Origin of the sequence: Amycolatopsis sp. NPDC021455 (assembly GCF_040640995.1) — a bacterium.
Classification (GTDB): Bacteria; Actinomycetota; Actinomycetes; order Mycobacteriales; family Pseudonocardiaceae; genus Amycolatopsis.
The window spans coordinates 36,550-61,535 of record NZ_JBFACT010000055.1 but is presented as its reverse complement, the minus strand read 5'-3'; the positions used below and the strand labels follow the sequence as shown (position 1 = coordinate 61,535).

Here is a 24,986-nt window from a genome sequence, read left to right as displayed (position 1 = left end):
GAACGCCACGGTGTGGCCGAGAACCGGCAGCCCTCCGGGTAGTGCCGGTGGCTCAAGACTGGTCACGCCGAGGTCAGTGGACATGTCCCGCTCCGCCGGTGGGTGGGTTAGATTGAGCGCCCGACGAGAGGGGGATGGCGTGGCCGTGTTCAGCCGGGCTTTCCACGGGCGTCGTGAGCAGGACGCCGCCCTGCCGCCGGGTCAGTACCTCACCGAGGACTTCCCCGTCCTGTCGGCCGGGCCGACCCCGCCGGTGTCCACGAGCGACTGGTCGTTCACGGTCACCGCGGAGAACGGCGAGCGGCATTCCTGGACCTGGGCCGATCTGATGGCGCTGCCCGCCGAGGAGCCGACCGTCGACATCCACTGCGTCACCCGCTGGTCGAAGCTCGGCACGACGTGGCGCGGGGTGTCCCTCGACGTGCTGCTGGAGGACGTCGACACCGCCGCGGACTACGTGCTCGCGCACAGCCACGGCGGCTACACCACCAACCTGCCGCTGGAGGACGTGCTCGACGGCAAGGCGTGGCTCGCCTTCGAGTTCGAGGGCGAGCCCCTGGAGCCGGTGCACGGCGGACCCGTCCGGCTGCTCGTGCCGCACCTGTACTTCTGGAAGTCCGCCAAGTGGATCAGCGGGCTGCAGCTGATGCTCGACGACCAGCCCGGGTTCTGGGAAGAGCTCGGCTACCACAACTACGGAGACCCGTGGCGGGAACAGCGCTACGACGGCGACTAGGCCACCGCCGGCTGACCGCCCGGCTCGTCGAAATCCGCGACGAGACGGCCACCGCACGCACCCTCAGGTTCGCCGTGCCCGGCTGGCCGGGACACCTCGCCGGGCAGCACGCCGACCTCCGGCTGACGGCCGAGGACGGCTACACCGCGCAGCGCAGCTACTCGCTGTCCGCGCCCGCCGACGGCGAGTTCGTCGAGCTGACCGTGCAGCTGGTCGCGGGCGGCGAAGTCTCGCCCTACCTCGTGCGCGACATCGAGGTCGGGGACGTCGTCGAGCTGCTCGGCCCGCTCGGCGGCTGGTTCGTGTGGCGGCCGGAGCAACCCGGCCCGGTGCTGCTGATCGGCGGCGGCTCGGGGATCGCCCCGCTGAGGGCGATGCTGCGCGCCCGCTCGGCGGCGAGCCCGCCGTTCCGGCTGCTCTACTCGGTCCGGACCCCTTCGGACGTCTACTTCGCCGGCGAGCTGGACGACCCGGACGTGACCGTGCTGTACACGCGGGAGGCGCCGGACGGCGTCGGGCGCGTGCCGCACCGGATCGACGCGGCGGACCTGGCGGCGCACGGGCTGCCCGCCGCGGAAGAACCGACCTGTTACGTGTGCGGGCCGACCTCGTTCGTCGAGACCGTCACGGGCTTGCTGATCGACGCCGGCCACGACCCGGCTCGCGTCCGCGCCGAACGCTTCGGAGGCTGAGATGACCGACGGACACCTCGACGGCAACGTGCTGGCCGGGCCGCTGAGCAGCGTGTTCACCGCCGAGGTGACCACTGCGGTCGCCGCGTGCGCGGGCTGCGGCCGCTCCGGCCCCCTCGCCTCGGCCCGCGTGTACGGCGCACCGATGGGCTACGTCGCCCGGTGCCCCGGCTGCGACCAGATCCTGCTCCGCTACGCCGAAGCCCCGGCCGGCACCACGCTCGATATGCGCGGCATCGCCACGCTGCGGCTGACCACAGCGGACTGACCCGGCCGCTACGCACTGGAGTTCACCGTCTCGCGTGAGGCGGCCTGCGTGACGCCGATCGACAGCCACACCAGCGACCCGCCGGCGACGACGTGCACGACGCTCGTGAGCGGGGTGTCCGGCAGCCGCGCCGCGACCGCCAGCACGGGCAGCGCCACAAGGTAGGCCACCGCCGGGACGCGGGGGTGGATCCCGGCGCGCAGCATGGCCACCCCGAACAGCACCGCGCCGGCGGCGAAGACCAGCGCGCTGCCCAGCAGCGCCACCGTGGTCGGGCCGCGCAGCAGTTCCTTCGTCACCGCGTCGTCGAGGAAGAACAACGCCAGGTTCAGCGTGAACGCGGCGCCGCCGAAGAGGCCGAGGCCGACGGCGTTCACCGTGTAGGCCACCGCACCGAACGCCCCGGCCGCCGGGGCCTGCCGCAGGTGGAGCACGGTCAGCAACGGGACGGCGAACGCCGGGGACAGGCCGAGCACGAAGCTCGTCGGCGCGGTTTCACCGGTGACCGCCTCGATCAGGCCGGGTACGGCGATGGCGAGGCCGGCGAGCACTCCGCACCCGGCACCCAGTCGGGTCAGCATGGGAATCTCCTTGGCAGGCAACAGTTTCCGTGAACGGTAGAAAGCGCGCCGGTGCGCGGGAAGTGCCGGCCGGCCAGTGTCCGGGTGGCCACTCGGCACGTGCCGAGTGGCCGAACTCGGGTCCGGGCGGCGGCGAACGGCCGTAGGCTCGGGTGATGGTGACGCGGATCGTGCCGTGGGTTTCCGGTGCCGTGTACGGGATCGTGCTGCTGGCCGGGCTGTACTCCGCGGTCGCCGGCCTCGGCCCGGCGAATCCGGTCCGGCTCACCGGCTTCGTCGCCGGGATCGGCGCGTTGTTCGTGCTGGACGCCGTCGAGCGGCGGGTGAGCCGGCTGCCCGTGGCGTTCCTTGTCGCGCGGCTGGTGCTGTTCTTCGCGGTCGCCGCACTCGACGGGTCCGGGTTGTCGCGGGCGCTGTTCGTGCTGGTGCCGTTCGCCGCGTACCTGACGTTCGGGCGCACGGCCGGGCTCGTGCTCGGCGGGCTCTGCCTGGCGGCGCTCGTCGGCGGGTTCGCGGTGGGGGTGCCCGGCTGGTACCGGGACACCGAGTCCGTGTCCGACGTGCTCATGTTCGCCACCGGCCTGGTGCTGGCCCTGGCGATGGCCGACGTCGCGGTCCGGGAGCGGCGGGCCGCGTCGCGGGTGGCGGAGCTCTCCGCCGCGGCCGAACGCAACCGGCTGGCCCGCGACATCCACGACAGCCTCGGCCACCACCTGACCGCGGTCTCCATCCAGCTGGAGAAGGCGGCCGCGTTCGCCGGCCGGGACCCGGACGTCGCCGGCCAGGCTTTGGCCGACGCGCGCCGCTCGGTCGGGCACGCGCTGGAGGACGTCCGGACGTCGGTCGGCACGCTGCGGGGCGGCGGGCGTTCCCTGACCGGCGCGCTGCGCGAGCTGGGCGTGGCGCTCGACGTGCACGGCGAGGAACCCGGCCTCGGCCCGGCGACGGTCACCACGCTCTACCGGGCCGCGCAGGAGGCGGTCACGAACGCCCGCAGGCACGGCCGGGCCGATCAGGTGCGGGTGTCGGTGACCTTCGGCGCCGGCACTCGCCTGGTCGTCACCGACAACGGCCGCGGCTTCGACACCGGCGCGGCCCATTCCGGGTTCGGCCTGCTCGGCCTGCGAGAACGCGCCGCGCTCGTCGGCGGCACGGTGTCGGTCGACAGCGAGCCGGGCGCGGGCACCCGGGTCACGGTGACCGTGCCGTGAGCGTGCGGGTGCTCGTGGTCGACGACCAGCGGCTGGTCCGCGAGGGCATCGCGTCCCTGCTGGCCATCCAGCCGGGGATCTCGGTGGTCGGCACGGCGGCCACCGGCCGCGAGGCGATCGAGCGGACCCTGGCGCTCGGCCCGGACGTGGTGCTGATGGACGTGCGGATGCCGGAGCTGGACGGCGTCGACGCGGTCGCCGTGCTGCGCCGCCGTGCCCCGGACTGCCGCGTCGTGATGCTGACGACGTTCGACGACGAGGAGTACGTCGTGCAGGCGCTGCGGGCCGGCGCGGCCGGCTACCTGCTGAAGGACCTCCCGGCCGCGGAGCTGGCCGAATCGGTCCGCCTGGCCCACGCCGGCGTCACCCAGCTCGGCCACGCGGCGGCCCGCCACGTGGCCGCGGCGCTGTCGGCGCACCCGGCTTCCGCCGAGGCGTTGACGAGCCGGGAGACGGAGGTGCTGCGCATGGTCGCGACCGGGGCGACGAACCGCGAGATCGCGACGAGGCTGTTCCTGAGCGAAGGAACGGTGAAGAACCACATTTCCCGCATCCTGAGCAGGCTCGGCCTCCGTGACCGCACCCAGGCGGCGATCTATGCCCGGGACCGGGGCCTGATCTGAGGGTGCTGCCGGGTGGAGCCGGGGATTGTGCGGCCGGATGCGCCGGGCGGCGGCCGTGCCGTCGGTGCGGATCAGGAAAGCCGGCCGGGTTCACCACCGGCCGCCGTGGTGGCCCGTGGTCCGGCCAGCCGCCGCTGGAGATCGAGCACGGCCTTGGCCCTCGCGAACTCCACCGGGGTGAACGGCAGCAACGGCCGGGTCACCACCACCAGACCGCCGTCGGTGTCCACCAGCCGCAGCACCGTTCCGTCGATGCCTTCACCGGCCCGCTTGCCGCGACGCCCGGCGGGTTTCCGTTCGATGCGGCAAACCCCCAGCACCGCCGGCAGCAATCGGACCAGGTCCGGTTCCTCCTCGGCCGCCATCGTCAGCACGCGGGTCGGCAGGTCGACGAACTCGTGCACGTCCGCCCGGACGACCCGCACGTCCCGGCCGCCGCCCAGTTCGGTGACCGTGGCGATGTCCGCCGCCGTCGCCCCGTCCGGCGTGCGGACGAAGAACTCGTCCACCACACCATCCGGAACCGCGAGCACCTGCAACGAGACGATGTCGTAGCGGTGCGCCGCCAACGCCGCCGTCACCCCCGCCAAACTCCCCGGCACGTCACGCACCGTGGCACGCACCCGCCACGCCACCCCGGTCCGCAGCGGATCCTCGTCCGCGGTGCCGCGTGCCCGCGCCGGCCGAGGACGGTGAGTCCACCACCGGCGCCACCCGGCGGTGGCCACCAGCAGCCCACCCAGCGCGAACAGCACGACCGGCCCGACACGGTCGTGGGACAACGTGCTGACGAACAGATCGGCGACCCCGGTGGCGATGAACAGCGCCGCCAGTTCGATCAGCTCACGGCTGATCGAGGTCCTCGCTCGCTCGCCGGTCTTCGGCGGTACGTCGGCTTCGGTCATCCAGCCAGCGTCCGGTCTTTCCTTTACCCCGCCCGCGCCGTCGGTGTCACGATTCAGTTAAACCGTCGGTGGGGTGCGGGCGAGCCGTTCGCGCAGGCGAGCCGCGAGTTCCGCCTCGTCGGCCGTGACCAGCCGGTAGTCCCGCACGACGACACGTCCCCCGGCGACCACGTGTTTCGGCCGCCGGCCGGGCGATGCCCACAGCAGTCCCGCGATCGGATCGTGCACGCCCGCGTCGGCGACCCCGGACACGTCCCACACGCACAGGTCACCTGCCGACCCGGCACCGAGCTGCCCGAGCTCGGGCCGACCCAGCCCCGCCGCGGATCCCGCCGTGGCCATCCCGAGCACGGTGCGCGCGGGAAGCTGCGCGCCCACGAGGCCGGAGACCTGAAGGGCGAGCCGGGCATCGGCGAGCAGGTGCCCGGCGTCGTTGCTTCCCCCGCCGCTCGTCCCCAGGCCGACGACGACGCCCGCCTCGAGCAGCGCGGCGACCGGTGCCACGCCCCACCCCATGGGCACGTCGCACCCCGGCGCGTGCGTCGCGGTCACCCCTGCCCGCGCGAGCAGGCGGATCTCTCCGGGCGTGACGTCGCACAGGTGTGCCACGGTGACGTCCGGTTCCAGCCAGCCCCATTCGTCGAGGAGCTGGAGCGGCCTGCGCCCGTAGCGCTCGACGGCGATCGCGGTGTCGACCTGCTCGTTGGCCTGAGTCCGGCGGCGCAGGCGGTGGCGGGCCGCGACCGCACCGAGGGCCGCGAACGTCTCCCGTGCGTCGGAATGGACCCCGGCCGGGCCGACCGCGACCTGGAGCATGCCGTCGGGCGAGATCCCGCCGGCGGCCCCGGGAACGAGCGCGGTCACGATGGCCTCGGCGGACTCGCCGGCCCACTCCGGATCGTCCCGCGCAGAGCCGCGGACGAAGACGAGCCGCGCACCGAGGAACCGGACGGCCCCGGCCGTCGCCCTCGCGAGTTCGACCGTGTCCGCGATCGGGGCGCCGTGCGGCCAGTTCAGGTGGTGGTCCGCGATGGTCGTGACACCGCACAGGAGGCTTTCGGCGGCACCCACCGAGGCGGCGACGGCGTAGGCCTCCGGGTCGTGGCCCACCCGCCCGTAGGCGGCGGCCATCGCGGGCAGCCACTCGGCCATCGGCACCCCCCGCGTTCCGGGCAAGGTGCGGAACGCGCTCTGCAGGAGGTGGTGGTGGGCGTTCACCAGCCCCGGCGTCACCACGCATCCGCCGGCGTCGAGCACCGTGCGGTGCGGGGAACCGTCTTCGAGCGCGAGCTCGCCACTGTCCTCTGTGGACGAGTCGACGAGAATGCGCTCGGCGCCCCGGATCGTCAGCATGGGTCCCTTTCACAGATCGAGGACGAGCCGGTCGCCGCGCGAGCGCGAGACACAGATCATCATCGTGCGGTTCGCGGCCTGCTCGTCTTCGCCGAGGATCGAGTCCCGGTGCTCGGCGGCGCCGTCGAGGATCGCGGTCTCGCACGTCCCGCAGGTGCCCTCGCGGCACGAGGAGAGCACGAGTACCCCGGCCTCTTCCGCGACGTCCAAGATGGACTTCCCGGGCGGCACCGGAAGGGTTTGGCCGGACAGCGCCAGCTCGACCTCGAATGCGGCATCGGCCTGCACCGGGAGGGTCTTCGGCGCGAACCGCTCGACTTGCAGGGAACCGCGCGGCCACGACCGCATCGCCGCTTCGACGGCGTCCATGAGCCCCGCGGGCCCGCAGCAGTAGACGACGGTTCCCGCCGCGGGAACCTCCAGGAGCCGGCCGGGGTCGAGCCGGGCGCCCTCGGCGCTCACCCTCAGCTCGACCTTCCCGGGGTGACGGCGTTCCAGGTCGTCGGCGAACGCCATCGACGCCCGGGTGCGCCCGGCGTAAACCAGCCGCCACGGCGTGCCGCTCGCCTCGGCCGCCTCGATCATGGGCAGGATCGGCGTGATGCCGATGCCGCCGGCGACGAAGAGCGCCGGAACCTCCGGCCGGAACTCGAAATGGCTGACCGGTCCACGGGCCCGCAGCGACGTCCCGGCATCGAGGACATCGTGGACGTACGCCGATCCCCCGCGGCCCGGCTCGGCCCGCCGCACGGCGATCCGCCAGGTGTCCGCGGCCAACGGCCCGCACAGCGAGTACTGCCGCTCGTCCGCCGTCGGGAGCACGAGGTCGATGTGCGCTCCGGGCCGCCACGCGGGCAGGCTGCCGCCGTTGGTGGCCGCGAGGTCCAGGACCACGACCCCGTCCGCGGCAGCGGACTTCGAGAGCACGACGAGGTCGATCATCCGTCCTCCCCGAGTTTCTGTTTCACCACGACGAGGTGGAACCGCGATCCGTCGGGCGAGCACCAGCGGTGTGCCGTGCCGCCCGGGTAGTAGACGGAGTCTCCCGCTTCGAGCCGGACCGTCCCGTCCTTCTCGAGGTCCAGCAGGAGCGCCCCGCTCACGACGTGGACGAACTCGTCCTCGGGGTGGCGGAAGTAGTCCCCGAACTCGGTGGTCGTCCCGGTCCACTCGATCGGATCGAACGCCCGCCTGCCTCGCGTGAGCAACCTGACCTCGCCGTTGGGGAACTGGTTGCGGGCGCCCTCACCGGCGCGCAGCACGTCGGGCCGCCCGACGTCGGTGTCCGGCAGGCCCGGGCCACCGGCGGCGATGAGCTCGACCTGGGTGGTGCCGAGGGCCTTCGCGATGCGGTCGAGCGAAACCATGCTCGGCCGCGTGTGTCCTCGCTCGAGCTGGCTGAGGAACGGGTGCGAAAGTCCCGTGCGCCCGGCCAGCTGGACGAGCGTGAGGCCACGGGACCGGCGCAGCTCGCGGATGCGCGCGCCGACCCGCTCGGCCTGGTCGTCGACGACCCGGGAAGACCCGTCCTTCACGGCGACCATCCCGCCTGGTCGCAGGGGCAACACAAAGAACACGGGGATTTACACATCGGAAATCTCGGCTCCGTACCGTTCGGCGATGTTGATGCCGTCAACATTTACAGCATCCCCGCGGTTGCGCAACACCCGAGACCGGAGAACCCCATGGCGAACTCGCTGCCCCGCCCGCTCACCGCGGTGCGCAACGCGCAGCTGCCCGGCGGGCGCGTCGTGGACCTCTCGTTCGCCTCGGGCGTGGTCACCGGGATCACCGAGCACCGGCCCGGAACGGAGCCAGGTCCCGGGCCGACGCTCGATCTGGCCGGCCGGCTGCTGCTTCCGGCACCGGCCGAGCCCCACGCGCATCTCGACAAGGCCGGGAGTTTCGACGCCATCAACCCGAAGCTCGGCGACCTCGGCGCCGCGATCGACGCTTGGCGTTGCCACGCCACGGGAATGAGCGTCGAGTCGATCGCCGAGCGTGCCCGGGCGCAGGCCCTCGCGATGCTCGCCGCGGGCACCACCGCGATCCGGTCCCATGTGGACGTTCTCGGCGACGGCGATGCGGACCTCGAAGACGTCACGCGCGGAGCCCGTGCGCTCGTGCAGGTCCGGGCGGAACTCGCGGGCCTGATGGACATCCAGCTCGTGGCGCTCGCCGGGCCGCACTGCCCCGACCACCACGTGGAAGCGGTCCTGGACGCCGGCGTCGACCTCGTCGGCGGTGCGCCGCACCTGGCCCCCGATCCCGCGGCGGACCTCGCCCGGCTGCTGGCCATCGCGCAGCGGCGCGGGATCGGCGCCGACCTCCACGCCGACGAAAACCTGTTCGGCCCCGTCACCCTCGACGCCTACGCCCGCGCGGTCCGCGGCTGGCCGGACGACCGCCCGCGCACAGCCGGCCACTGCGTGCGGCTCGGCACCCTGGACGCCGCGCGCCGGGACGCGATCATCACCGAAGTCAAAGCCGCGGACCTCGGTATCGTCACCCTGCCCATCACGAACCTCTACCTCCAGGGCTGGGAGCACGCCGTCGCGACGCCGCGCGGCCTCGCGCCGGTGCGCGAGCTGCTCGACGCGGGCGTCCGGCTCGGTGCCGGGGCGGACAACGTGCGCGATCCGTTCAACCCGGTGGGCCGCGGCGACGCACTCGAAACCGCGTCGCTTCTCGTGACCGCGGGCCATCTTTCGCCGGAGGAGGCCTACGGGCTCGTGAGCACCGGGGCGCGCTCCGTCCTGGGACTGCCCGCCGCGGGACCGTCGGTCGGCGCCCAGGCCGACTTCCTGACCATCGGGGCCGTGAACCTCGTCGACGCGATCGCCACCGCGCCCGCCGACCGCGTCGTCATCCACCGCGGGCGCGTCGTCGCGATCACCGAGACCCGGCGCGAACTCCCGGCCCTGTCCGTCACCGCTTCCTGAAGGGAATGGCATGTCCACCACGACCGCGGCCGAGCCCGCCGTCCGCTCGACCCTGCTGGATTTCCACGACGTCGACCTCGTCTTCCCCGACGGCACGGCGGCGCTCGGCGGCGTCGACCTCAGCGTGGACCGCGGCGAGTTCGTCTCGATCGTGGGCCCGAGCGGCTGCGGCAAGTCCACGCTCCTGCGCATCGCGTCGGGCCTCGAGTCGGCTTCGGGCGGAGCGGCCGACGTGAGCGCGAGCCGCATCGGCTACGTCTTCCAGGACGCGACGCTCCTTCCGTGGCGATCGGTCCAGGGCAACGTCGAACTCCTCGCCGAGCTCCACCGGATGACCAACGCGGACCGGGCCGCGAAGGCGGCCGCCGCGATCGGCCTCGTCGGCCTCGACGGCTTCGAGAAGCATCTGCCGAAACAGCTCTCGGGCGGCATGAAGATGCGCGTCTCCCTCGCGCGGTCGCTCACGCTCGACCCCGAACTGTTCCTGTTCGACGAGCCGTTCGGGGCACTCGACGAGATCACCCGCGAACGCCTCAACGACGAACTCCTGCGGCTGTTCGTCGAACAGCGCTTCGCCGGGCTGTTCGTCACGCACTCGGTCTCCGAGGCCGTCTACCTCTCGACCAAGGTCGTCGTCATGTCCGGCCGGCCGGGCTCCATCGTGGCGCGGTTCGACGTGCCGTTCCCGATGCCCCGGGACCCCGACATCCGCTTCACCGCCGAGTTCGCCGAGCTCGTGGGCGACGTCTCGCACGCACTCAGGGAGGGGCACCGCTGATGGCCACGCTCCAGGAAACCGCGGTCCGCCGCGCGACCGCGGCACGCACGGTCCGGCGCCGGCTGTCGTGGTGGCAGCCCGCCGTGGCCTTCGGCGTTTTCGTCGGGCTGTGGTACGGCGTGGCGGCGTACTACGACCGGACGGTCGAGCTGCCCTACCTCGTGCCCTACCCGCACCTCGTGCTGCAGGCGATCGTCCACGACACGCGTCCCGACGGCAAACCGACCGGGTTCAACGCCGAGCTGTGGGCCGCACTCGGCCGCACCACGGTCGTGTCGCTCACCGGGCTCGCCGCCGCCATCGTCCTCGGCGTCCTGTGGGCCACCGTGATGGCTCAGGCCAAGGGCCTCGAGAAGGCGTTGTACCCGTACGCCGTCGTGCTCCAGTGCGTGCCGATCCTCGCGCTCGTGCCGCTCATCGGGGCGCTGTTCGGCTACGCCTTCCTCTCCCGCGTGATCGTCACCGTCATGATCGCGCTGTTCCCCATGGTCTCCAACACGCTCTTCGGCCTGCACTCCACGGACCGGGCGCAACGCGAGCTCTTCGCGCTCCAGGGCGCGGGCCGGCTGACCCGCCTGGTCAAACTGCAGATCCCGGCCGCGCTCCCCTCGATCTTCGTCGGCCTCCGCACCTCGGCGGGCCTGTCCGTGATCGGCGCGATCGTCGGCGACCAGTTCTTCCAGCGCGGCGATCCCGGCCTCGGCGTCCTCATCCAGGTCACCGCTTCCCGGCTGCTGGGTCCCGAGCTGTACGCGACGATCATCATCGCCTCCCTCTACGGCATCGCCGTCTTCCTCGCCTTCGGGCTCATCGGCCGGCTCGCCGTCGGCCGCTGGTTCGACTTCTCCTGACCCACCCCGTCCCCGTCCGAAACCCCGCCGCACCCTGAAACCGGAGCCCCATGCGCACTCGACCCCGCACCGCCGCCATCACCCTGTCCGTCGCCACCCTCGCCGCCGTCCTCACGGCCTGCGGCGGGAGCGGATCGGCCGACGCCGGTGGGCTGTCCTCGGCGCCCGCCCCGACCGGTCCCGCCGTCGACCTCGCCGGCGTGTGCCCGTCGACGGTCGTCGTCCAGACCGACTGGAACCCCGAGGCCGACCACGGGCACGTCTACCAGCTGCTCGGCCCGAACCCCTCGATCGACGCGAGCAAGAAGTCCGTGACGGGCGACCTGTACGCCAACGGCAAGCCGACCGGCGTCAAGCTCGAAGTCCGCGCCGGCGGGCCGGCGATCGGCTACTCGACCGTCTCGGCGCAGCTGAAGCAGGACAAGTCGATCACCCTCGGCTACGTCTCCACCGACGAGGCCGTCCAGTTCTCCGGGGACCTGCCGACCACGGCCGTGTTCGCCGAGAACGACAAGTCCCCGATGATGATCATGTGGGACCCGAAGACCTACCCGGACGTCGCCACGATCAAGGACCTCGGCACCAAACTCCAGGCGAACGGTGGCGTCGTCCGGTACTTCAAGGGCGCCGCCTACATGTCGTATCTCACCGACGCGGGCTACCTGCCGGCCGGCGTCATCGACGGGAGTTACGACGGCGCCCCGGCGAAGTTCGTGACCGCCAAGGGAAAGGACGCGCAGCAGGGCTTCGCGACCGCCGAACCGTACGTCTACCAGAACGAAATCGCCGCGTGGGGCAAGCCGCTCAAGTTCCAGCTCGTCGCGGACACCGGCTGGTCCCCGTACCCCGAGACGATGTCCGTCCGCACCGGCGACCTCGCTTCGCTCTCGCCGTGCCTGAAGAAGCTCGTGCCCGTGATGCAGCAGGCCGACGTCGACTTCCTGAAGAACCCGGAGGCGACGAACGACCTCATCGTCAAGCTGGTGCAGGCGTACAACAACGGCTGGACCTACGACGCCGAGGTGGGCAAGGCCGCCGTCGCGCAGATGAAGGACCTCAAGATCGCGACCGACGCCGGCCACGGCCACGTCGGCGCGATGGACGAAAAGCGCGTCACGGACCTCATCAAGCTGGCGGCGCCGATCTTCACCAGGTCCGGCGGGCACGTCAAGGACGGCCTCGTCGCGGGCGACCTCGTCACGAACCAGTTCCTCGACCCGAAGATCAGCCTCGGCTGGTGAACAGGAGCGCCATGACCAGCACCGAACGCATCGAGGCGCTCCACGCCGAACTCGTCGGACTGCTCGGCGAACGCGGCGTGAGCGCCGACCTCAAGACCCGCGAACGGGCCTCGGTCGACGAGGCCACGTTGAGCCCCATCCTCTCCGAGCAGCTCCCGCTCGGCCTCGCCGATCTCGTGGCCTACCCGGCGAACGCGGACGAGATCGCGGCGGTCGTCGCCGCCGCGACCCGCCACCGCGTGCCCGTCACCGCACGCGGCAAGGGCACCGGCAACTACGGGCAGGGCATCCCGCTGCACGGCGGCCTGGTTCTCGACACCACCCGCGCCCGCGCCATCGTCGAAGTGGGCGACGGCGTCATCACGGCGGAAGCCGGCGCCTCCATGGTCCAGCTGGAACGGGCGGCCGACGCGAGCGGCCAGCAGATCTGGATGTACCCGTCGACCGCACAGTCCACTGTGGGCGGTTTCCTCTCCGGGGGCTCGGGCGGCACGGGGTCGATCGCGCACGGCTCGAACTGGGAGGGCTTCGTCGTCGCGCTCGACGTCGCCCTCCCAGGCCCCGAGCCGACCCTCGCCCACGTCGAGGGCGACGACGCGCGGACCTTCGTGCACACCTACGGCACCGCGGGCGTGATCGCCCGCGCGACCGTGCGACTCGAACCCGCCCAGGACTGGCGCGCTGTCTACGCGAGCTTCCCCACCTTCGAGGAAGCCCTCGGTGCGGTACGGACGTTGCGTTCGATCGAGCCGCTGCCCCGGCTCGTGAGCGCGGACCGGGCCGCCATCGCGGAACGGCTCCCCGCGGACCCGGCGATCCCCGCCGGGCGCGCCAGCCTGCGCGCGATCATCGACGCGGCGGCGCTCGACGAGGCGGCGGCGCTCATCTCCGCCGCCGGCGGCTCGGTCGAGGACGTGCGCGAAGGGGCTCAGCAAACGGTCAAGGTTTCGATGCTCTCCTACAACCACCCCATCTGGTGGCTCAAGAAGAACAGCCCCGGCAAGGAGTACTTCCACGTCGAGGTCGGCGGCGAGGCGCTGATCGACCGCATCCACGACGTCGAAGCCGTGTACCCCGGCGGCATGCTGCACATCGAGGCCGCGCACCGCTTCCCCATCGGGATGCTCACCGCGGAATACACGGGCGCGGCGGACGTCTACGCGGGGTACGCGAAGCTCGTCGAACTCGGTGTGCGCGTGCACAGCCCGCACCAGTTCTACGTGGACCACGGCGTCGAAGAGCTCCTCGCGCTCAAGGAACGCACCGACCCGGACGGGCTGCTCAACCCCGGCCACCTCGGCGTGCCCGAGCTCGCCGTGACGCTGCCCGCGCAGGCCAAGATATGAACCGCGCCATCGCCGACCTCGCGGGCCCGTCCCTCGCGGATCGGATCGGCCGGGAATCGATCGTCGTCCTCCCCACGGGCGCGATCGAGCACCACGGACCGCACCTGCCGCTCAGCACCGACGCCCTGCTCGCGGAAGCAGTGGCCGGCGCCGCCGTCGAACGCGGCGCGGCCGAGGGCGTCGACGTGTGGCAGCTCCCCACCCTCACCTACACGAAGTCGGACGAACACAGCTGGGCCCCCGGCACGGTCTGGCTCGACACCGAGACGCTGTTCCGCACCGTCGTCGAAATCGGGCGGGCCGTGGAGCTCGTGGGAGCCGGGACGCTCGTGTTCCTCAACGGTCACGGCGGCAACGTCGCGCTCCTGCAGGTGGCGCTGCGGGAAATCCGGAAACGCTCCGGGCTCAAGACGTTCCTCATGCCTGCGCTCGTCCGCACGGCCCCGCCCGCGGGCGAAGGGCTCGACGAACGGGAGCTCGGCATCCACGGCGGCGCCGCGGAGACCTCCCTCGTCCTGCATCTGCGCCCCGACCTGGTGGACCTCTCGCGGGCTGAGCGCTGGGTGCCCGAGCACCTCGCGGACTTCCGGCACATCGGATTCAACGGGCGCCCCGTGAGCTTCGGCTGGCTGTCGGACGACTTCGGCACGCCGGGCGTCGTCGGCGACCCCACGCAAGCGACACCGGCCTACGGCGAGGTGCTCTGGGAAGCGTCCGTGCGCCAGGCGGTCGAGTCCCTCCGCGAGATCGCCCGCTTCGAGCACCACCCCGCGGCACGCGCACGGTTCGAATGACCGGCACCCGACGAGGATCTTCCGGCCAGGTGTGCGAGCACGGCTCCCCTGCGACCCCGCGGGGAAGCCGTGCTCGCGGTCGGTGGGTGTCTCGTCAGCTCCAGGGCGAGGCGACGAGCCAGCTGGTGTCCTGGGCCCACGATGTCGTGGAGTCCCAGGCGTTGCTGCCGCCATTGCTCGCCACGTAACCCGTGAAGTTGTAGTGGCGGATGTACTTCGTCGGGTAGTTGACCGACTGGAACGACCGCCCGACGCCGCTGTTGCCGGTGGTGGGGCAGAACGTCGCGTCCTGGGCGAACGCGGTTCCTCCGTCGTCGGCGTTCAGGTGGAGCTGGAACGCGTAGTGGCGCAGGAACCGGCCGGGTTGGTCGGCCGACTCGAAGGTCAGGCAGGAGGTGTTGGCCAGGCCCGCCCGGACGATCCAGGTGGCGTCGGCCTTGAGGGTGGCCGTGCTGGTGGAGTCGACGGCGGAGATGACGACCTTGTCGTCGGCGTCGTTGTGGCGCAGGTAGTCGGACGTGCAGCACGCCGTCGTCGCCTGGAGGGAGACCTTGGCACCGGGCGTGAGAGTTCCGGCGCCGGTGGGGGCACTGCTGTAGCCGGCCGCGGTGATGTTGGCCTGGACCGCGTTCTCGGTGGCGTCCGAGGGGTAGCCCGCGGTCATGACGCCTTCGTAGAAGGTGCCGCGGCCGCCGACACTGTTGTCACCACCGATGCCGAGGATGATCGCACCCTGCTTCTTCATCGGGTTGTAGCCGGCGACGTTGGGGCGCACGCCGCTGTAGTAGGTGGACAGGCCGCCCGACTGCGCGTTGGCGCCGCGGATGGCCCACTGGTTCGGGCCGCCCTTGACGATCGCGGTCTGGAACCGGTTGCTGACCGTCGGGTCGTTCGCGTTGAAGTGCTGGTTCACGCCGGAGAACAGGCCGTTCTCCAGGTCGGCCATGATCCAGGGGCCGGCGCCACTGCCGTAGCCCCAGCCCTTGTTGTTGCCGAAGTAGATGGCCTCCATGGTGCCGTTGCCGTCGTCGTTGCCGCTCGTCTCGGCGTTGCCGTAGTCGAAGCAGCAGCCGCCGTTGTAGTTCGTGCCGTCGAAGATGGCGTACATCCCCTCCGGCTGGTCACCGGTTGCGATGCCGTTGGTGTTGTTGTTGCGGTAGCCGGTGCCGGGAGCGATGTAGACGCCGTACGCCTTGTGGCCGCCGACCGTGACGGGCGCCTCGAATGCGTTGGCGAGGTTGTCGTTGCCGCCCGCGGCCGGGCCGGGCCAGTGCCCCCGGAGCGCCTGGGTGAGGTGGTTGCCCTTGCCGGACTCGTCGTAGATGACGGTGATGACGCAACTGGTGTTGGCGCAGAAGGAATCCTGCGCGGCGGCGTCGGCGTACCCGCCGGCGGTCAGCACGCCGATGTCCTTGGTCGTGTTGTCGGACGCGCGCCGCACCTGGTACAGCGGGCCGTTGTAGGCCGCGTACAGGGCACGTGTGGTGCTGTGCGCGGCCACGCACGGGGTGTTGCCCGCGGCGTAGATGTCGCACGGCCCTTGGGCGGCCGCCTGCGAGGTGGTGGCCGTGGCCGCGAGCAGGCCCGCGGCGAGGCTGGTGGTGCCGGCCGCCAGGAGGGCGCGGCGGATCCACGGTCGACGGGTCATCGAATCTCCTTCACACGGTGGGAAATGCGTCACTGGACTTCCGGTGCGTGGTCAGTTCCAGGGGGCTGCGGCGAGCCAGGTGGTGTCCTCACGCCACAGCGAGGTGGTGTCCCAGGCGTTGGTGCCGCCGTTGCTCGCGATGTAGGCCGTGGAGGCGTAGTGGCGGAGGTACTTGGCCGGGTAGTTGTACGACGGGAACGAATATCCCGTGCCGCTGTTTCCCGGCTTCGGGCAGAAGGTGGCGTCGGCGGCGAACTGGGCGGTCGCGTCCTTCGGCTGGAGGTGGAGCTGGAACGCGTAGTGCCGCAGGTAGCTGCCCGCCGCGTCGGCCGACTCGAAGGAGACGCAGCTGCCGTCGGCCAGGCCGGGCCGGACGATCCAGGTGGCGGCCGCCTTGTCGGCGGAAGCGCTGCCCGCGGTCACCGGCGCGATCACGACCTTGTCGTCACTCGTGTCGTGCCGCAGGTATTCGTTGGTGCAGCAGGAAGTGGTGGCCTGCAGCGAAACCTTCGCGCCCGGGGGTGAAGGGGGTGGTGCCGGTGGCGTAGCCGGCCGCGGCGATGTTGGCCTGGACCGCGGCGTCGGTGGCGTCGGAGGGATACCCCTTGACCATGGCGCCTTCGTAGAAGGTGCCCGCGCTGGCGTTCCGGTTGGTCTGGCAGCAGTCCCCGCCGCTGCCGAGGATGATCGCGCCCTGCTTGTGCATCGGGTTGTAGCCGCTGGGCAGCGCGCCGCCGTAGAACTTGGTCAGGCTCCCGGACTGGGCGTTGGCGCCCTGCAGCGCCATCTGGGTGGTGCCGTTGTTCTTCAGCATCGCGGTGACGAAGTGGCTCGGCTGGGCGACCTGGCCCGAGTTCCACGTCTTGCTGCCGCCGGAGAACAGGCCGTTCTCCAGGTCCGCCTGCACCCATGGCCCGGTTCCGCTGCAGCCGCCGAACCAGCATTCCGTGCCGAAGTTGATCGCGTCCATGGCACCGTTGCCGTCGGCGCGGTGATCGGTCTCGGTGTTGCCGTAGTCGAAGCAGCAGCCGTTGTTGACGTGGGTTCCGCTGGTGACCATGTACTCGCCTTCCGGCGAGCTGCCGGTCGGCACCCCGGAGCCGCCGGCGAAGTAGCTGTTGCCGGGGTTGATGTACAACGCGTACGCCTTGCGACCGCCCACGGTCAGGGCCTCGGTGGTGGCGACGGCTGCGGTGTCCGCGCCGCCGGTTCCCCCGGGCCCCTGGTAGACCAGCGTGTTGCCGCTGCTGCCGGTCTGGTCGTAGACGCGGGTGATGGTGCACGTGGTGCCCGCGCAGAACGCGTCCTGCGCCGCCGCGTCGGCGATACCTCCGGCGGACAGCAGCCCGATGTCCCGCACCGCGTTGTCCGAGGCCCGCTGCACCTGGTAGAGCGAACCGTTGTAGGAAGCGAACAACGCGCGGGTGGTGCTGTGCGCCGCGACGCACGGCGTGCCGCCCGCGGCGTAGATGTCGCAGGGCCCTTGCGCGGCGGCCTGCGAAGTGCCGCCGAAAGCGATCAAGACGGGCAAAACGAGCGCCACCACGGCCGAAGAGACAGTCACTCCACGACACAGTCGGCGGAACACGGGCAGCGCGGGCATCATGAACTCCCTTGTTCATCGATGACGAATGTTAGCGCTAACAGTTCAAGCGGCAGGCGATTTCGGCTCGAAGTTCGGATTGGAGTCACCACTATCGACGAACGCCGGGAGCACGTCAAGAGCCAGTCGGATCAGCAGGCGACTCCGGAGCCTTATGTCCCTTATGGACGGATTCGGTGTCCCCTTCGGAGGGACGATTCCGGACACCGGTCCGTCCGCGCACTCAGTTCCGGTCCCGCACCCGCCGGCGCACCACGATCCCGCCGGCGATCAGCAGCACCAGCGCGCCGGCCGCCGAGAACCACCACACCAGCCCGGAACCCGTCACGGTCGCGGCCGGCGAAACCGTGCTGCCCGGCCGGACCGCGCCCGGATCGCCCGTCAGGGCGACGTCGTTGCCGTCACCACCGTGGTAGGTCAGGTGGAACGCACCTACTGCCGCTCCCTCGGGGAGTCCGTCGAAGGTGCCGTTGATCCGGTCGGGTCCTTGGTTGTCGATGATCACTCCGGGGCCCTGCGCCGGGTCCGGAGCGAAGGTGCCCGCGAGCGTCACCGCGCCGGTGACACTCATCCGCGTGCCGGTCAGGCGGGCACCGGGCCGCTGGGTGTAGGAGCCGCGCACGGTCATGCCGGTCGCCTCGACCGTCCCGGCGTTGTCGACCGCACCCTCCACCGTGCCACCGGCCCGCAAGGTGCCGGTGGGCCGCACGGCGACCTGCCGTGCCTGGACGGACCCGGCCAGCGCGAGCGTTCCCTCCCGGACGGTCCAGGCGGCGTTCGGGGTGGTGTGCTTGCCGGTCAAGGTGAGTGTTTCGGCCCCGGTCTTCGTGACGCCGTCAGTGGCCTTCAGGGCGCCGCCGAACGTCGTCGCGGCCGTGGCGCGGACGGTCAGCGCGCGCCCGGCGACCACCGTGCTCCCCTCGGCGCCGGAGAGATTGCCGACCGTCCCGTCGCCCGCCCGGGTCAGGTCCAGCGTCGCCCCGGCCGCCGGCAGGTCGACCGCCGCGCTCGCGACGAGGGAACCGCCGGCGACCACGAGCGTGCCCGCCTTCACCGTGGTCCTCCCCGTGTAGGTGAGCTGCCCGGTCAGGGTGGTGCCGGCCGGGCCGGCCTGGGTCACCGACCCCTTGCCGCCGATCCGGCCCAGTCCGGCGTCCCTGGTCGCGTTCTGCACGATCAGCTCGCCGTTGTCGACGATCTCGCCGGTCGGCAGCAGCGCACTGTCCCCCTGCGGGGTGCCGTCACCCAGCCGCAGTGACGCGCCATCCCCGATGGTCGTGTCGCCGTCGTAGTTCTGCGGCGCGGTGAAGGTGACCGCGTTGCCGCGGGTCGCCGCGATGACGACGTCGCCGCGGCCGACGTCCGCCATCGTGTCGTGGTACCGGCCGCCGGAGATGGGCGCGTCCAGGGTGACCGGCCCGTTGTAGTCGAAGGTCAGCACGCTGCGGGTGCCGTTCCGTTCCGCGTGCATGTTGATGTAGACGGTTTTCTCGTTGCCCGGCAGGAAGAACCGGTTGCTCGTGCCATCGCCCCAGGTGACCGTGGCGCCCTCGATGTTGATGCCGCGTTTGTTGTCGCTGTGCGGCACCGTGGCGAAGTTCCGGGACGGGGCGCTCAGCGCGGGATCGGTGTCCGACCCGTTGTCCGACCAGCTGTACACACCCGACATCCGCACCACCCCGGAGCCCCAGGTGTGGAAGTTGATGTCGTTGCCGTAGAACTGCGAGTAGATGTCGGCGGCGTCGGTGACGACCTCCCCGTCCGGTGCATTGTGGATGAACGATCCCTGGTTGACGACCTTGCGCACGTGCGGCATGGCGGTGAGGTAGTTCACGCTGCCGTAGTCCGCGCCGGTGCCGACGTACAGCGTGCCCGAGAACGGGTGCGTACCCGGCAACTCGATACCGGGCCAGGTGCTCCGCCGTTGCTTGACGAGTCCGGAGCCGCTGATCACGCCCAGGTCCACCGACCGGTGCACGGCAAGGTCCAGGGTCCCGTCGACCTGGTGGTTGAGGGTGTTCAGCGACACCCCCGGCGCCTGCGCGAAATGCCCGATGACACCCTCTTCACCCGATCCGGCCCCGTACTGGAGAGTCGCACCGCGTTGTACGATCACCGCGGGTGGGTCGGGGTTTTCGATCGTGGTCACCGGGTGGTTGCCGCCCACCGTGACGACCTTCTGCCGGCGGCGATCGGCAGGCAAGGTGAAGTCACTGTCCTTCACCAGCACCAGAGTGCCCGTTCCCCCGACGGTGAAGACACCTTCACCACTGAGCACGCCCGTGTAGGTGGTGACACCGCCGGTGAGCCGCACGACCGTGTCCCCGCTCAGCGTCACGTCCCGGTTCGCGAGAACGTCGGCGGTGACATCCCTGCCCCCGGCTTGCGCGAACGCACCCGGTGAACCCAGGACCACGAGGAGGATCGCGGTCACCACCACCGAAAACCAGCAACCGCCACGCTGAACGCGCACGTCCGACCTCAAGATGTTAGCGATAACATTTCCGGCGCTCAGTCTTCGTCCCCGGCACGGTCCTGTCAACCCGCGGCGGTGCCCGGTGACGCATCCTTTGCCCGACGTTCTCCGGTCAGCGATCGCTTGCCGGCGCCTGGCACGCCCACGCACTCCGCGATCGGCTCGATGCCGGGCCTCGCGCATCCCCAGGTCCCGGAGCGCTTGCGCGGATCCGGCTCCCCCGGCCGGCGGCCCGTGCTTCAGTTCCGCCGCTCGGGTGGCACGTACTCGAACGTCGGGCCCGCGGTCGTCTTCCCGTCGCCGGTGGGCATCTTCATCAACGCCATCGCCTGCTTGCGCAGCGCGAACATCGTGCCGACGGCGTCCCTCATCCCGCCCGGGTTGCCCGTGAAAGCCTCCTCCAGCTGGAAGAGCAGCAGACAGTACGTCTGTTGAACTCCTCCTGCGCGACCCGGACAGGGCTGCCCTCCGGGTAGTCGGCGGTCCGCGGGTTGTGCCGCATCGGCAGCACGCCGTCGAGGTCGACCACGATCTCCTCGCCGGTCGGGCCGGACTGCGGGGTGTCGCCGGTCCGGTAGCGGCGGCCCACTTTCAGCTCCTGGAACCGGAAGTAGTGCGCGACCTCTTCCCGATCGGGGTGGAAGACGTCACGGTCGCCGTCCCCCACGTCGGTGCGCGCGGCCCCTTCGCCCTGCTCGACGATTTCCGCCAGCGCGGCCGTCGCGGACTTCAGGTCGTGGACCGGCAGCACCTCGCCACCGCCGCCGCGGAGGTGGCGCCGAAGGTCGCGATGGCCACGGCGATGGCGAGTTCGAAGTTGTTGCCCGCGGCGGTGAACGCCAGCGTGGTGGACCGCTCGCAATTCAGTCCCACGGCCTTGCCGAGCGCGTAGGAGCCGGCCCACATCAGTCCGAAGTAGACGAGCAGTGGAACGGCGATGCGCACGACGTCGAGCGGGCGGCTGGTGATCTGGTTGCCCTGCAAGGCGAAGAGGATGAGGATGGTGAACAGCAGCCCGTAGAGCGCGATGGGCCCGACCTTCGGCAGGAAGTTCTTCTCGTACCAGTCGCGGCCCTTGGCGCGTTCGCCGAAGCGGCGGCTCAGGTAGCCGGCGACCAGCGGGATGCCGAGGAAGATCAGCACGCTCTTGGCGATCTGCCACCCGGACACGGCGAGATCGGCCTGAGGGAGACCGAGCCAGCCGGGCAGGACGGCGAGGTAGAACCAGCCGAGCAGCCCGAACGCGGTCACCTGGAACACCGAGTTCAGTGCGACGAGTACGGCGGCGGCTTCGCGGTCGCCGCAGGCGAGGTCGTTCCAGATGATGACCATGGCGATGCAGCGGGCGAGGCCGACGATGATCAGCCCGGTCCGGTACTCCGGCAGGTCCGGCAGCAGCAGCCAGGCCAGGGCGAACATCAGCGCCGGACCGGCAAGCCAGTTCAGCACCAGCGACGGCCACAGCAGCCGCCGGTCACGGGTGACGGTGCCGAGCCGGTCGTAGCGGACCTTCGCCAGCACCGGGTACATCATCACCAGCAGCCCGAGAGCGATCGGCAGCGAGATCCCGTCGACTTGCACCGCGGACAGCGCGGTGTTCAGGCCCGGCACCCCACGCCCCGCCAGCAGCCCGGCGACCATCGCGGCCGCGATCCACACCGGCAGGAACTTGTCCAGAGTGGACAGCCGCGGTGGCGCCTCGACTGTCGTCACGCGGTGACCGCTTCGCCCGTGGTCGTCAGCACCGCCGACAGTCGCGCGAGCACCTCGGGGTGTACGCGGTAGTAGATCCAGGTGCCGCGCCGGTCGCCGGTGATCAGGCCGGACTCGCGCAGCACCTTGAGGTGGTGGGAGATGGTCGGGCCGGTCAGGTCGAAGGCGTCCGTCAGGTCGCAGACGCACGCCTCGCCACCGGCGTGGGAGGCGATCAGCGAGAGCAACCGCAGCCGGACGGGATCGGCCATCGCCTTGAACAGCTGCGACAGCTCGACCGCCTGGTCCTGCGTCAGCGGCTCCCGGGCCAGCGGCGCGCAGCAGGCGTCCATCGCGACGAGCGGCAGTTGCTTCGACATGCCTCTATATTGACAGATTCACATATAGACGGCAATCTAAGTTCTGCTGCTTAGGCAGTCATCTATTCAAGGAGGTAACGGAGATGTCACGGGTACAGCTGGCCTTGCGGGTCGGAGACCTGGCCGGATCGATCGACTTCTACTCGAAGCTGTTCGGCACCGAGCCGGCGAAGCTCCAGCCGGGCTACGCGAACTTCGCGATCGAGGAGCCGGCGCTGAAGCTGGTGCTCCTGGAGGGCGAGCCGGGCCAGGAGACGGTGATGGACCACCTCGGCGTCGAGGTCGAGTCGACCGACCAGGTCAACGCGGCGACCCGGCGGCTGACCGGCGAAGGGCTCGAGACGCTCACCGAGGACGACACCACGTGCTGCTACGCGGTGCAGGACAAGGTGTGGGTGCACGGGCCGGGCAAGGAGCCGTGGGAGGTCTACACGGTGAAGGCCGACTCGACGACGTTCGGCGCCGACAGCGCCGCGCTGGTCACCCCGGCGACGTGCTGCACGCCGGACGCCGAAGCCGCCACCCCCGAGGGCTGCTGCAACTGAAGCCCCGGAGCCGGTGCGCAATCGAGGGGCGCACCGGCTCTGCTCAGCTGCCGACCCGCGAGCTGCGGCGTTCGATCATGACGACGTCCCGCCACACGCCGTGGTGCCGGCCGACGCGTTCACGGACGCCGATCTCCCGAAACCCGGCCCGGCGGTGTAGTTCCCGGCTGGCGGTGTTCTCCGGGAACACGCCGCTCTGGATCGTCCAGATCCCCGCGTTCTCGGTCGAGGCGATCAGGGCGGCAAGCAGCGCCCGCCCGACACCGCGGCCCTGTGCCTCCGGGTCCACGTAGACACCGTGCTCGACGACCCCGGCGTACACGCACCGGGAGGACACTGCAGAGACCGCGGCCCAGCCGACGACCCGCCCGGCCGGATCGAGGGCGACCAGCCGGTGCTCCGGAAGGTGGGCGGCGTCCCAGGCTTCCCAGGCGGGAGCGGCGGTCTCGAAGCTGGCTTGGCCGGTGTCGAGCCCGGCCTGGTAGATCGCCAGCACGCGGTCAGCGTGTTCGGCGGACATCGGGACAACCTCGACCGGCTTGGCGGCACGGATGATCGCGGAGTGGAGCTTGTCGCCGGCCTCGTGGGTGAGCTGGACGTCAACACCGCTGAGCCCGGCACCGTGCAGAAGCGCCCGGTAGCGATCGGCGGTGAGCGCGCCGCCGAGGCATTCGACCGCACCGGCACGGGCCGCGCGCTCGGCATCGGTGAGGCTGTCGTCGGCGAGGATGTCGGCGATGCCGAGCCGGCCGCCGGGCCGCAGGACACGGGCGATCTCGCCGAACACCGCAGGCTTGTCCGCCGACAGGGCGATCACGCAGTTGGAGATGACGACATCGACCGAGGCATCCGGCAGCGGAATCTCCTCGATGGCGCCCTTGACGAACTCGACGTTGGCCACCCCGGCCTGCTCGGCGTGCCGACGGGCGAGTTCCAGCATCTCGTCGGTCACGTCCAAGCCGATCGCCCGCCCGCCCGGCCCGACCCGGCGGGCGGAGAGCAAGACATCCAGCCCACCACCGGAGCCGAGGTCGAGCACGGTCTCACCCGGCTTCAGCTCGGCGACGGCGAGCGGGTTGCCGCAGCCGAGGCTGGTCGCGGCCACCTCGACCGGCAGCTCCCCGTCGGCGTAGTGGACGGCGCCGAGCCGGTCGGCGTCCCCTTCGCCGGCCAGCAGGCCGGTCCCCTCACCGGCCAGGGCCCGCCGGGCGGCGGTGGCGTAGCGGTCATGAACGGCGTCGCTCATCGGGCCTCCGCATCGACGGTCTCGGCGAACGACCGGACCCCACGCCCCATGACAACGTCTGCAGCGCTCGGGAAGCACGACACGCACTCTTCGTTGACCCGGTAGAGCCGAGCGGTCCCGCGCGGCTCTACCAGCACGAACCCGGTATCGGCGAGGACCTTGAGGTGCACGGAGACGGTGGACTGCCCGACGCTGACCTGCTCGACGATCTCCCCCACCGTCATCGGCGTACTGGTCTCGGCGAGCAAGTTGAGGATCTGCACCCGCGTCGGGTCCGCGAGCGTGCGGAACCACTCCGCATAGGTCTTGGCAGTGTCGCGGTCCAGCACAGCAATCCCCTTCCATCGCTCATCGACGATAGACGATAGAGCCGAACCAAGGAAGCAGCTCACACGTGAACTAACGCGTCAGCGAATAGGGCGTTATACGCCATCAACTGCCCGAGCTGCCAGAACCGGCGCCACCTCCACCCGGGACGGTGGACCTGCTCGCGCAGTGGCTGGCCACCGGCAAGCCGACCCGCACTTCTCCCCCACCAGATCACAGCGACGGACCCAGGTTCGCCTTCTACGGCTGGCAACGCACGCCGCGTCCCATGGACACAACGACCACACGCCGCACGGCTCCTGCCCGAGATTGCCGGATCAGACAGGACAATCGACGCGATCGTGGTCGGCGAATACGAGCGCGCGTTCACCGGCTCCCAGTTCACCACCCTGTACACCTGGTGTACCCGGCACGGAGTCCAGCTGTGACTGCCGGAAACAGGAGGTCCTGTCAATCTCGGCAACCGAGACCATCGAGCGCTGATGTCGCTGCTGGCCAACCAGTCGCGGCGCGAAGTGCTCCGCGCCCGCCGTCGGGTGCTGGCGGCGATGCGCAACCAGGCCATCCGCAGGGCCAGCACCTCGGCGGCCGGCCACCGTATGGCTACCGACTCGTCGACGCCGGCCCCACCCCAGTTCCGCGGACGCCCGCCGGGGCGACGGCTGCAGCAGCCAATGAGCGTGGTGTCCCCTGTCCGTCCATTGCCGACCCGGACCGCAACCGGCACCGCACCCGCAGGGCCTGGACG

At 71.1% G+C, this 24,986-nt stretch carries 27 protein-coding genes; 12 read left to right on the top strand and 15 right to left on the bottom strand.

Translation table 11 applies throughout. The features are described 5' to 3' along the window. Positions 1–139: 139 nt before the first annotated feature. The 3 genes from AB0G28_RS37645 to AB0G28_RS37635 are packed head-to-tail and all read left to right on the top strand — an operon-like array spanning position 140 to position 1,696. A complete protein-coding gene (locus AB0G28_RS37645) occupies positions 140–736 on the top strand; it encodes a sulfite oxidase-like oxidoreductase (RefSeq protein ID WP_361100774.1) in 597 nt (198 codons plus the stop codon). Then, positions 706–1,428: a ferredoxin reductase gene (locus AB0G28_RS37640; RefSeq protein WP_361100771.1), complete on the top strand. Its 723-nt coding sequence runs from the start codon at positions 706–708 to the stop codon at positions 1,426–1,428. The genes AB0G28_RS37645 and AB0G28_RS37640 overlap by 31 nt, the downstream gene beginning before the upstream one ends. 1 nt (position 1,429) lies before the next feature. After that, a complete protein-coding gene (locus tag AB0G28_RS37635) occupies positions 1,430–1,696 on the top strand; it encodes a DUF6510 family protein (protein WP_361100768.1) in 267 nt (88 codons plus the stop codon). A gap of 8 nt (positions 1,697–1,704) precedes the next feature. Here the strand turns inward: AB0G28_RS37635 and AB0G28_RS37630 are convergent, their stop codons facing one another. Beyond that, a complete protein-coding gene (locus tag AB0G28_RS37630; RefSeq protein ID WP_361100765.1) occupies positions 1,705–2,277 on the bottom strand; it encodes a hypothetical protein in 573 nt (190 codons plus the stop codon). Positions 2,278–2,432: 155 nt separating this feature from the next. On the opposite strand from AB0G28_RS37630, the gene AB0G28_RS37625 reads away from it, so the two are divergent. Beyond that, on the top strand, positions 2,433–3,488 hold the full coding sequence (locus AB0G28_RS37625) for a sensor histidine kinase (RefSeq protein WP_361100762.1): 1,056 nt from the start codon (positions 2,433–2,435) through the stop codon (positions 3,486–3,488). After that, complete coding sequence (locus tag AB0G28_RS37620; RefSeq protein WP_361100759.1) at positions 3,485–4,111, top strand: response regulator transcription factor; 627 nt, start codon at positions 3,485–3,487, stop codon at positions 4,109–4,111. Before AB0G28_RS37625 ends, AB0G28_RS37620 begins: the two co-directional genes overlap by 4 nt. Positions 4,112–4,182: 71 nt before the next feature. Here AB0G28_RS37620 and AB0G28_RS37615 read toward each other — a convergent pair whose 3' ends face one another. From AB0G28_RS37615 to AB0G28_RS37600, 4 genes are read right to left on the bottom strand one after another with little or no spacing between them, the layout of a single operon-like run. Next, the gene (locus tag AB0G28_RS37615) at positions 4,183–5,016 is read right to left on the bottom strand and encodes an ACT domain-containing protein (RefSeq protein WP_361100756.1); all 834 of its coding nucleotides are present in this window, start codon (positions 5,014–5,016) and stop codon (positions 4,183–4,185) included. Positions 5,017–5,073: 57 nt separating this feature from the next. Next, on the bottom strand, positions 5,074–6,369 hold the full coding sequence (locus AB0G28_RS37610; RefSeq protein ID WP_361100752.1) for an amidohydrolase family protein: 1,296 nt from the start codon (positions 6,367–6,369) through the stop codon (positions 5,074–5,076). Between the two features lie 9 nt (positions 6,370–6,378). Beyond that, on the bottom strand, positions 6,379–7,311 hold the full coding sequence (locus tag AB0G28_RS37605) for a PDR/VanB family oxidoreductase (RefSeq protein WP_361100749.1): 933 nt from the start codon (positions 7,309–7,311) through the stop codon (positions 6,379–6,381). Continuing rightward, entirely contained in the window at positions 7,308–7,913 is a 606-nt protein-coding gene (locus tag AB0G28_RS37600) for an XRE family transcriptional regulator (protein ID WP_361100746.1), read from the bottom strand. The genes AB0G28_RS37605 and AB0G28_RS37600 overlap by 4 nt, the downstream gene beginning before the upstream one ends. 141 nt (positions 7,914–8,054) lie before the next feature. Here AB0G28_RS37600 and AB0G28_RS37595 point away from each other — a divergent pair, with 141 nt between their 5' ends. From AB0G28_RS37595 to AB0G28_RS37570, 6 genes are read left to right on the top strand one after another with little or no spacing between them, the layout of a single operon-like run. Next, positions 8,055–9,311: an amidohydrolase family protein gene (locus AB0G28_RS37595; RefSeq protein ID WP_361100743.1), complete on the top strand. Its 1,257-nt coding sequence runs from the start codon at positions 8,055–8,057 to the stop codon at positions 9,309–9,311. Between the two features lie 10 nt (positions 9,312–9,321). Then, positions 9,322–10,089 (top strand): ABC transporter ATP-binding protein, encoded by a 768-nt coding sequence (locus tag AB0G28_RS37590; protein WP_361100740.1) that lies wholly within the window; start codon positions 9,322–9,324, stop codon positions 10,087–10,089. Then, entirely contained in the window at positions 10,089–10,940 is an 852-nt protein-coding gene (locus tag AB0G28_RS37585; protein ID WP_361100737.1) for an ABC transporter permease subunit, read from the top strand. The genes AB0G28_RS37590 and AB0G28_RS37585 overlap by 1 nt, the downstream gene beginning before the upstream one ends. A gap of 50 nt (positions 10,941–10,990) precedes the next feature. After that, on the top strand, positions 10,991–12,181 hold the full coding sequence (locus AB0G28_RS37580) for an ABC transporter substrate-binding protein (protein WP_361100734.1): 1,191 nt from the start codon (positions 10,991–10,993) through the stop codon (positions 12,179–12,181). 11 nt (positions 12,182–12,192) lie between these two features. Continuing rightward, positions 12,193–13,527 carry an FAD-binding oxidoreductase gene (locus AB0G28_RS37575; protein ID WP_361100731.1) on the top strand — a complete coding sequence of 445 codons (1,335 nt, stop codon included), beginning with the start codon at positions 12,193–12,195 and terminating at the stop codon, positions 13,525–13,527. Beyond that, on the top strand, positions 13,524–14,321 hold the full coding sequence (locus AB0G28_RS37570) for a creatininase family protein (protein WP_361100728.1): 798 nt from the start codon (positions 13,524–13,526) through the stop codon (positions 14,319–14,321). The genes AB0G28_RS37575 and AB0G28_RS37570 overlap by 4 nt, the downstream gene beginning before the upstream one ends. A 94-nt stretch (positions 14,322–14,415) precedes the next feature. On the opposite strand, the gene AB0G28_RS37565 is transcribed toward AB0G28_RS37570, so the two are convergent. From AB0G28_RS37565 to AB0G28_RS37530, 8 genes are all read right to left on the bottom strand, one after another. After that, a complete protein-coding gene (locus tag AB0G28_RS37565) occupies positions 14,416–15,969 on the bottom strand; it encodes an alpha-L-arabinofuranosidase B (RefSeq protein ID WP_361100725.1) in 1,554 nt (517 codons plus the stop codon). 51 nt (positions 15,970–16,020) lie between these two features. Then, positions 16,021–16,434: an AbfB domain-containing protein gene (locus AB0G28_RS37560; protein WP_361100777.1), complete on the bottom strand. Its 414-nt coding sequence runs from the start codon at positions 16,432–16,434 to the stop codon at positions 16,021–16,023. Continuing rightward, positions 16,415–17,533, bottom strand: coding sequence for an arabinofuranosidase catalytic domain-containing protein (locus tag AB0G28_RS37555; RefSeq protein WP_361100722.1), 1,119 nt, complete (start codon positions 17,531–17,533; stop codon positions 16,415–16,417). Before AB0G28_RS37555 ends, AB0G28_RS37560 begins: the two co-directional genes overlap by 20 nt. Before the next feature lie 262 nt (positions 17,534–17,795). Beyond that, positions 17,796–20,006 carry a hypothetical protein gene (locus tag AB0G28_RS37550; protein WP_361100719.1) on the bottom strand — a complete coding sequence of 737 codons (2,211 nt, stop codon included), beginning with the start codon at positions 20,004–20,006 and terminating at the stop codon, positions 17,796–17,798. Positions 20,007–20,287: 281 nt separating this feature from the next. Next, positions 20,288–20,419 (bottom strand): hypothetical protein, encoded by a 132-nt coding sequence (locus tag AB0G28_RS37545; RefSeq protein ID WP_361100716.1) that lies wholly within the window; start codon positions 20,417–20,419, stop codon positions 20,288–20,290. Continuing rightward, positions 20,416–20,799 (bottom strand): ferritin-like domain-containing protein, encoded by a 384-nt coding sequence (locus AB0G28_RS37540; RefSeq protein ID WP_361100713.1) that lies wholly within the window; start codon positions 20,797–20,799, stop codon positions 20,416–20,418. Before AB0G28_RS37540 ends, AB0G28_RS37545 begins: the two co-directional genes overlap by 4 nt. Next, entirely contained in the window at positions 20,778–21,761 is a 984-nt protein-coding gene (gene arsB, locus AB0G28_RS37535) for an ACR3 family arsenite efflux transporter (RefSeq protein WP_361100710.1), read from the bottom strand. Before arsB ends, AB0G28_RS37540 begins: the two co-directional genes overlap by 22 nt. Next, positions 21,758–22,120, bottom strand: coding sequence for a metalloregulator ArsR/SmtB family transcription factor (locus AB0G28_RS37530; protein WP_361100707.1), 363 nt, complete (start codon positions 22,118–22,120; stop codon positions 21,758–21,760). The genes arsB and AB0G28_RS37530 overlap by 4 nt, the downstream gene beginning before the upstream one ends. 83 nt (positions 22,121–22,203) lie before the next feature. Between AB0G28_RS37530 and AB0G28_RS37525 the strand changes: the two genes are divergently transcribed. Continuing rightward, entirely contained in the window at positions 22,204–22,665 is a 462-nt protein-coding gene (locus tag AB0G28_RS37525) for an ArsI/CadI family heavy metal resistance metalloenzyme (RefSeq protein WP_361100704.1), read from the top strand. Positions 22,666–22,708: 43 nt separating this feature from the next. Here the strand turns inward: AB0G28_RS37525 and AB0G28_RS37520 are convergent, their stop codons facing one another. Together AB0G28_RS37520 and AB0G28_RS37515 are read right to left on the bottom strand one after the other, a co-directional pair. Next, positions 22,709–23,911: a GNAT family N-acetyltransferase gene (locus tag AB0G28_RS37520; RefSeq protein ID WP_361100701.1), complete on the bottom strand. Its 1,203-nt coding sequence runs from the start codon at positions 23,909–23,911 to the stop codon at positions 22,709–22,711. Beyond that, positions 23,908–24,240, bottom strand: a complete 333-nt coding sequence (locus tag AB0G28_RS37515) for a metalloregulator ArsR/SmtB family transcription factor (RefSeq protein WP_361100698.1) — start codon at positions 24,238–24,240, stop codon at positions 23,908–23,910. Before AB0G28_RS37515 ends, AB0G28_RS37520 begins: the two co-directional genes overlap by 4 nt. Between the last annotated feature and the right edge of the window lie 746 nt (positions 24,241–24,986).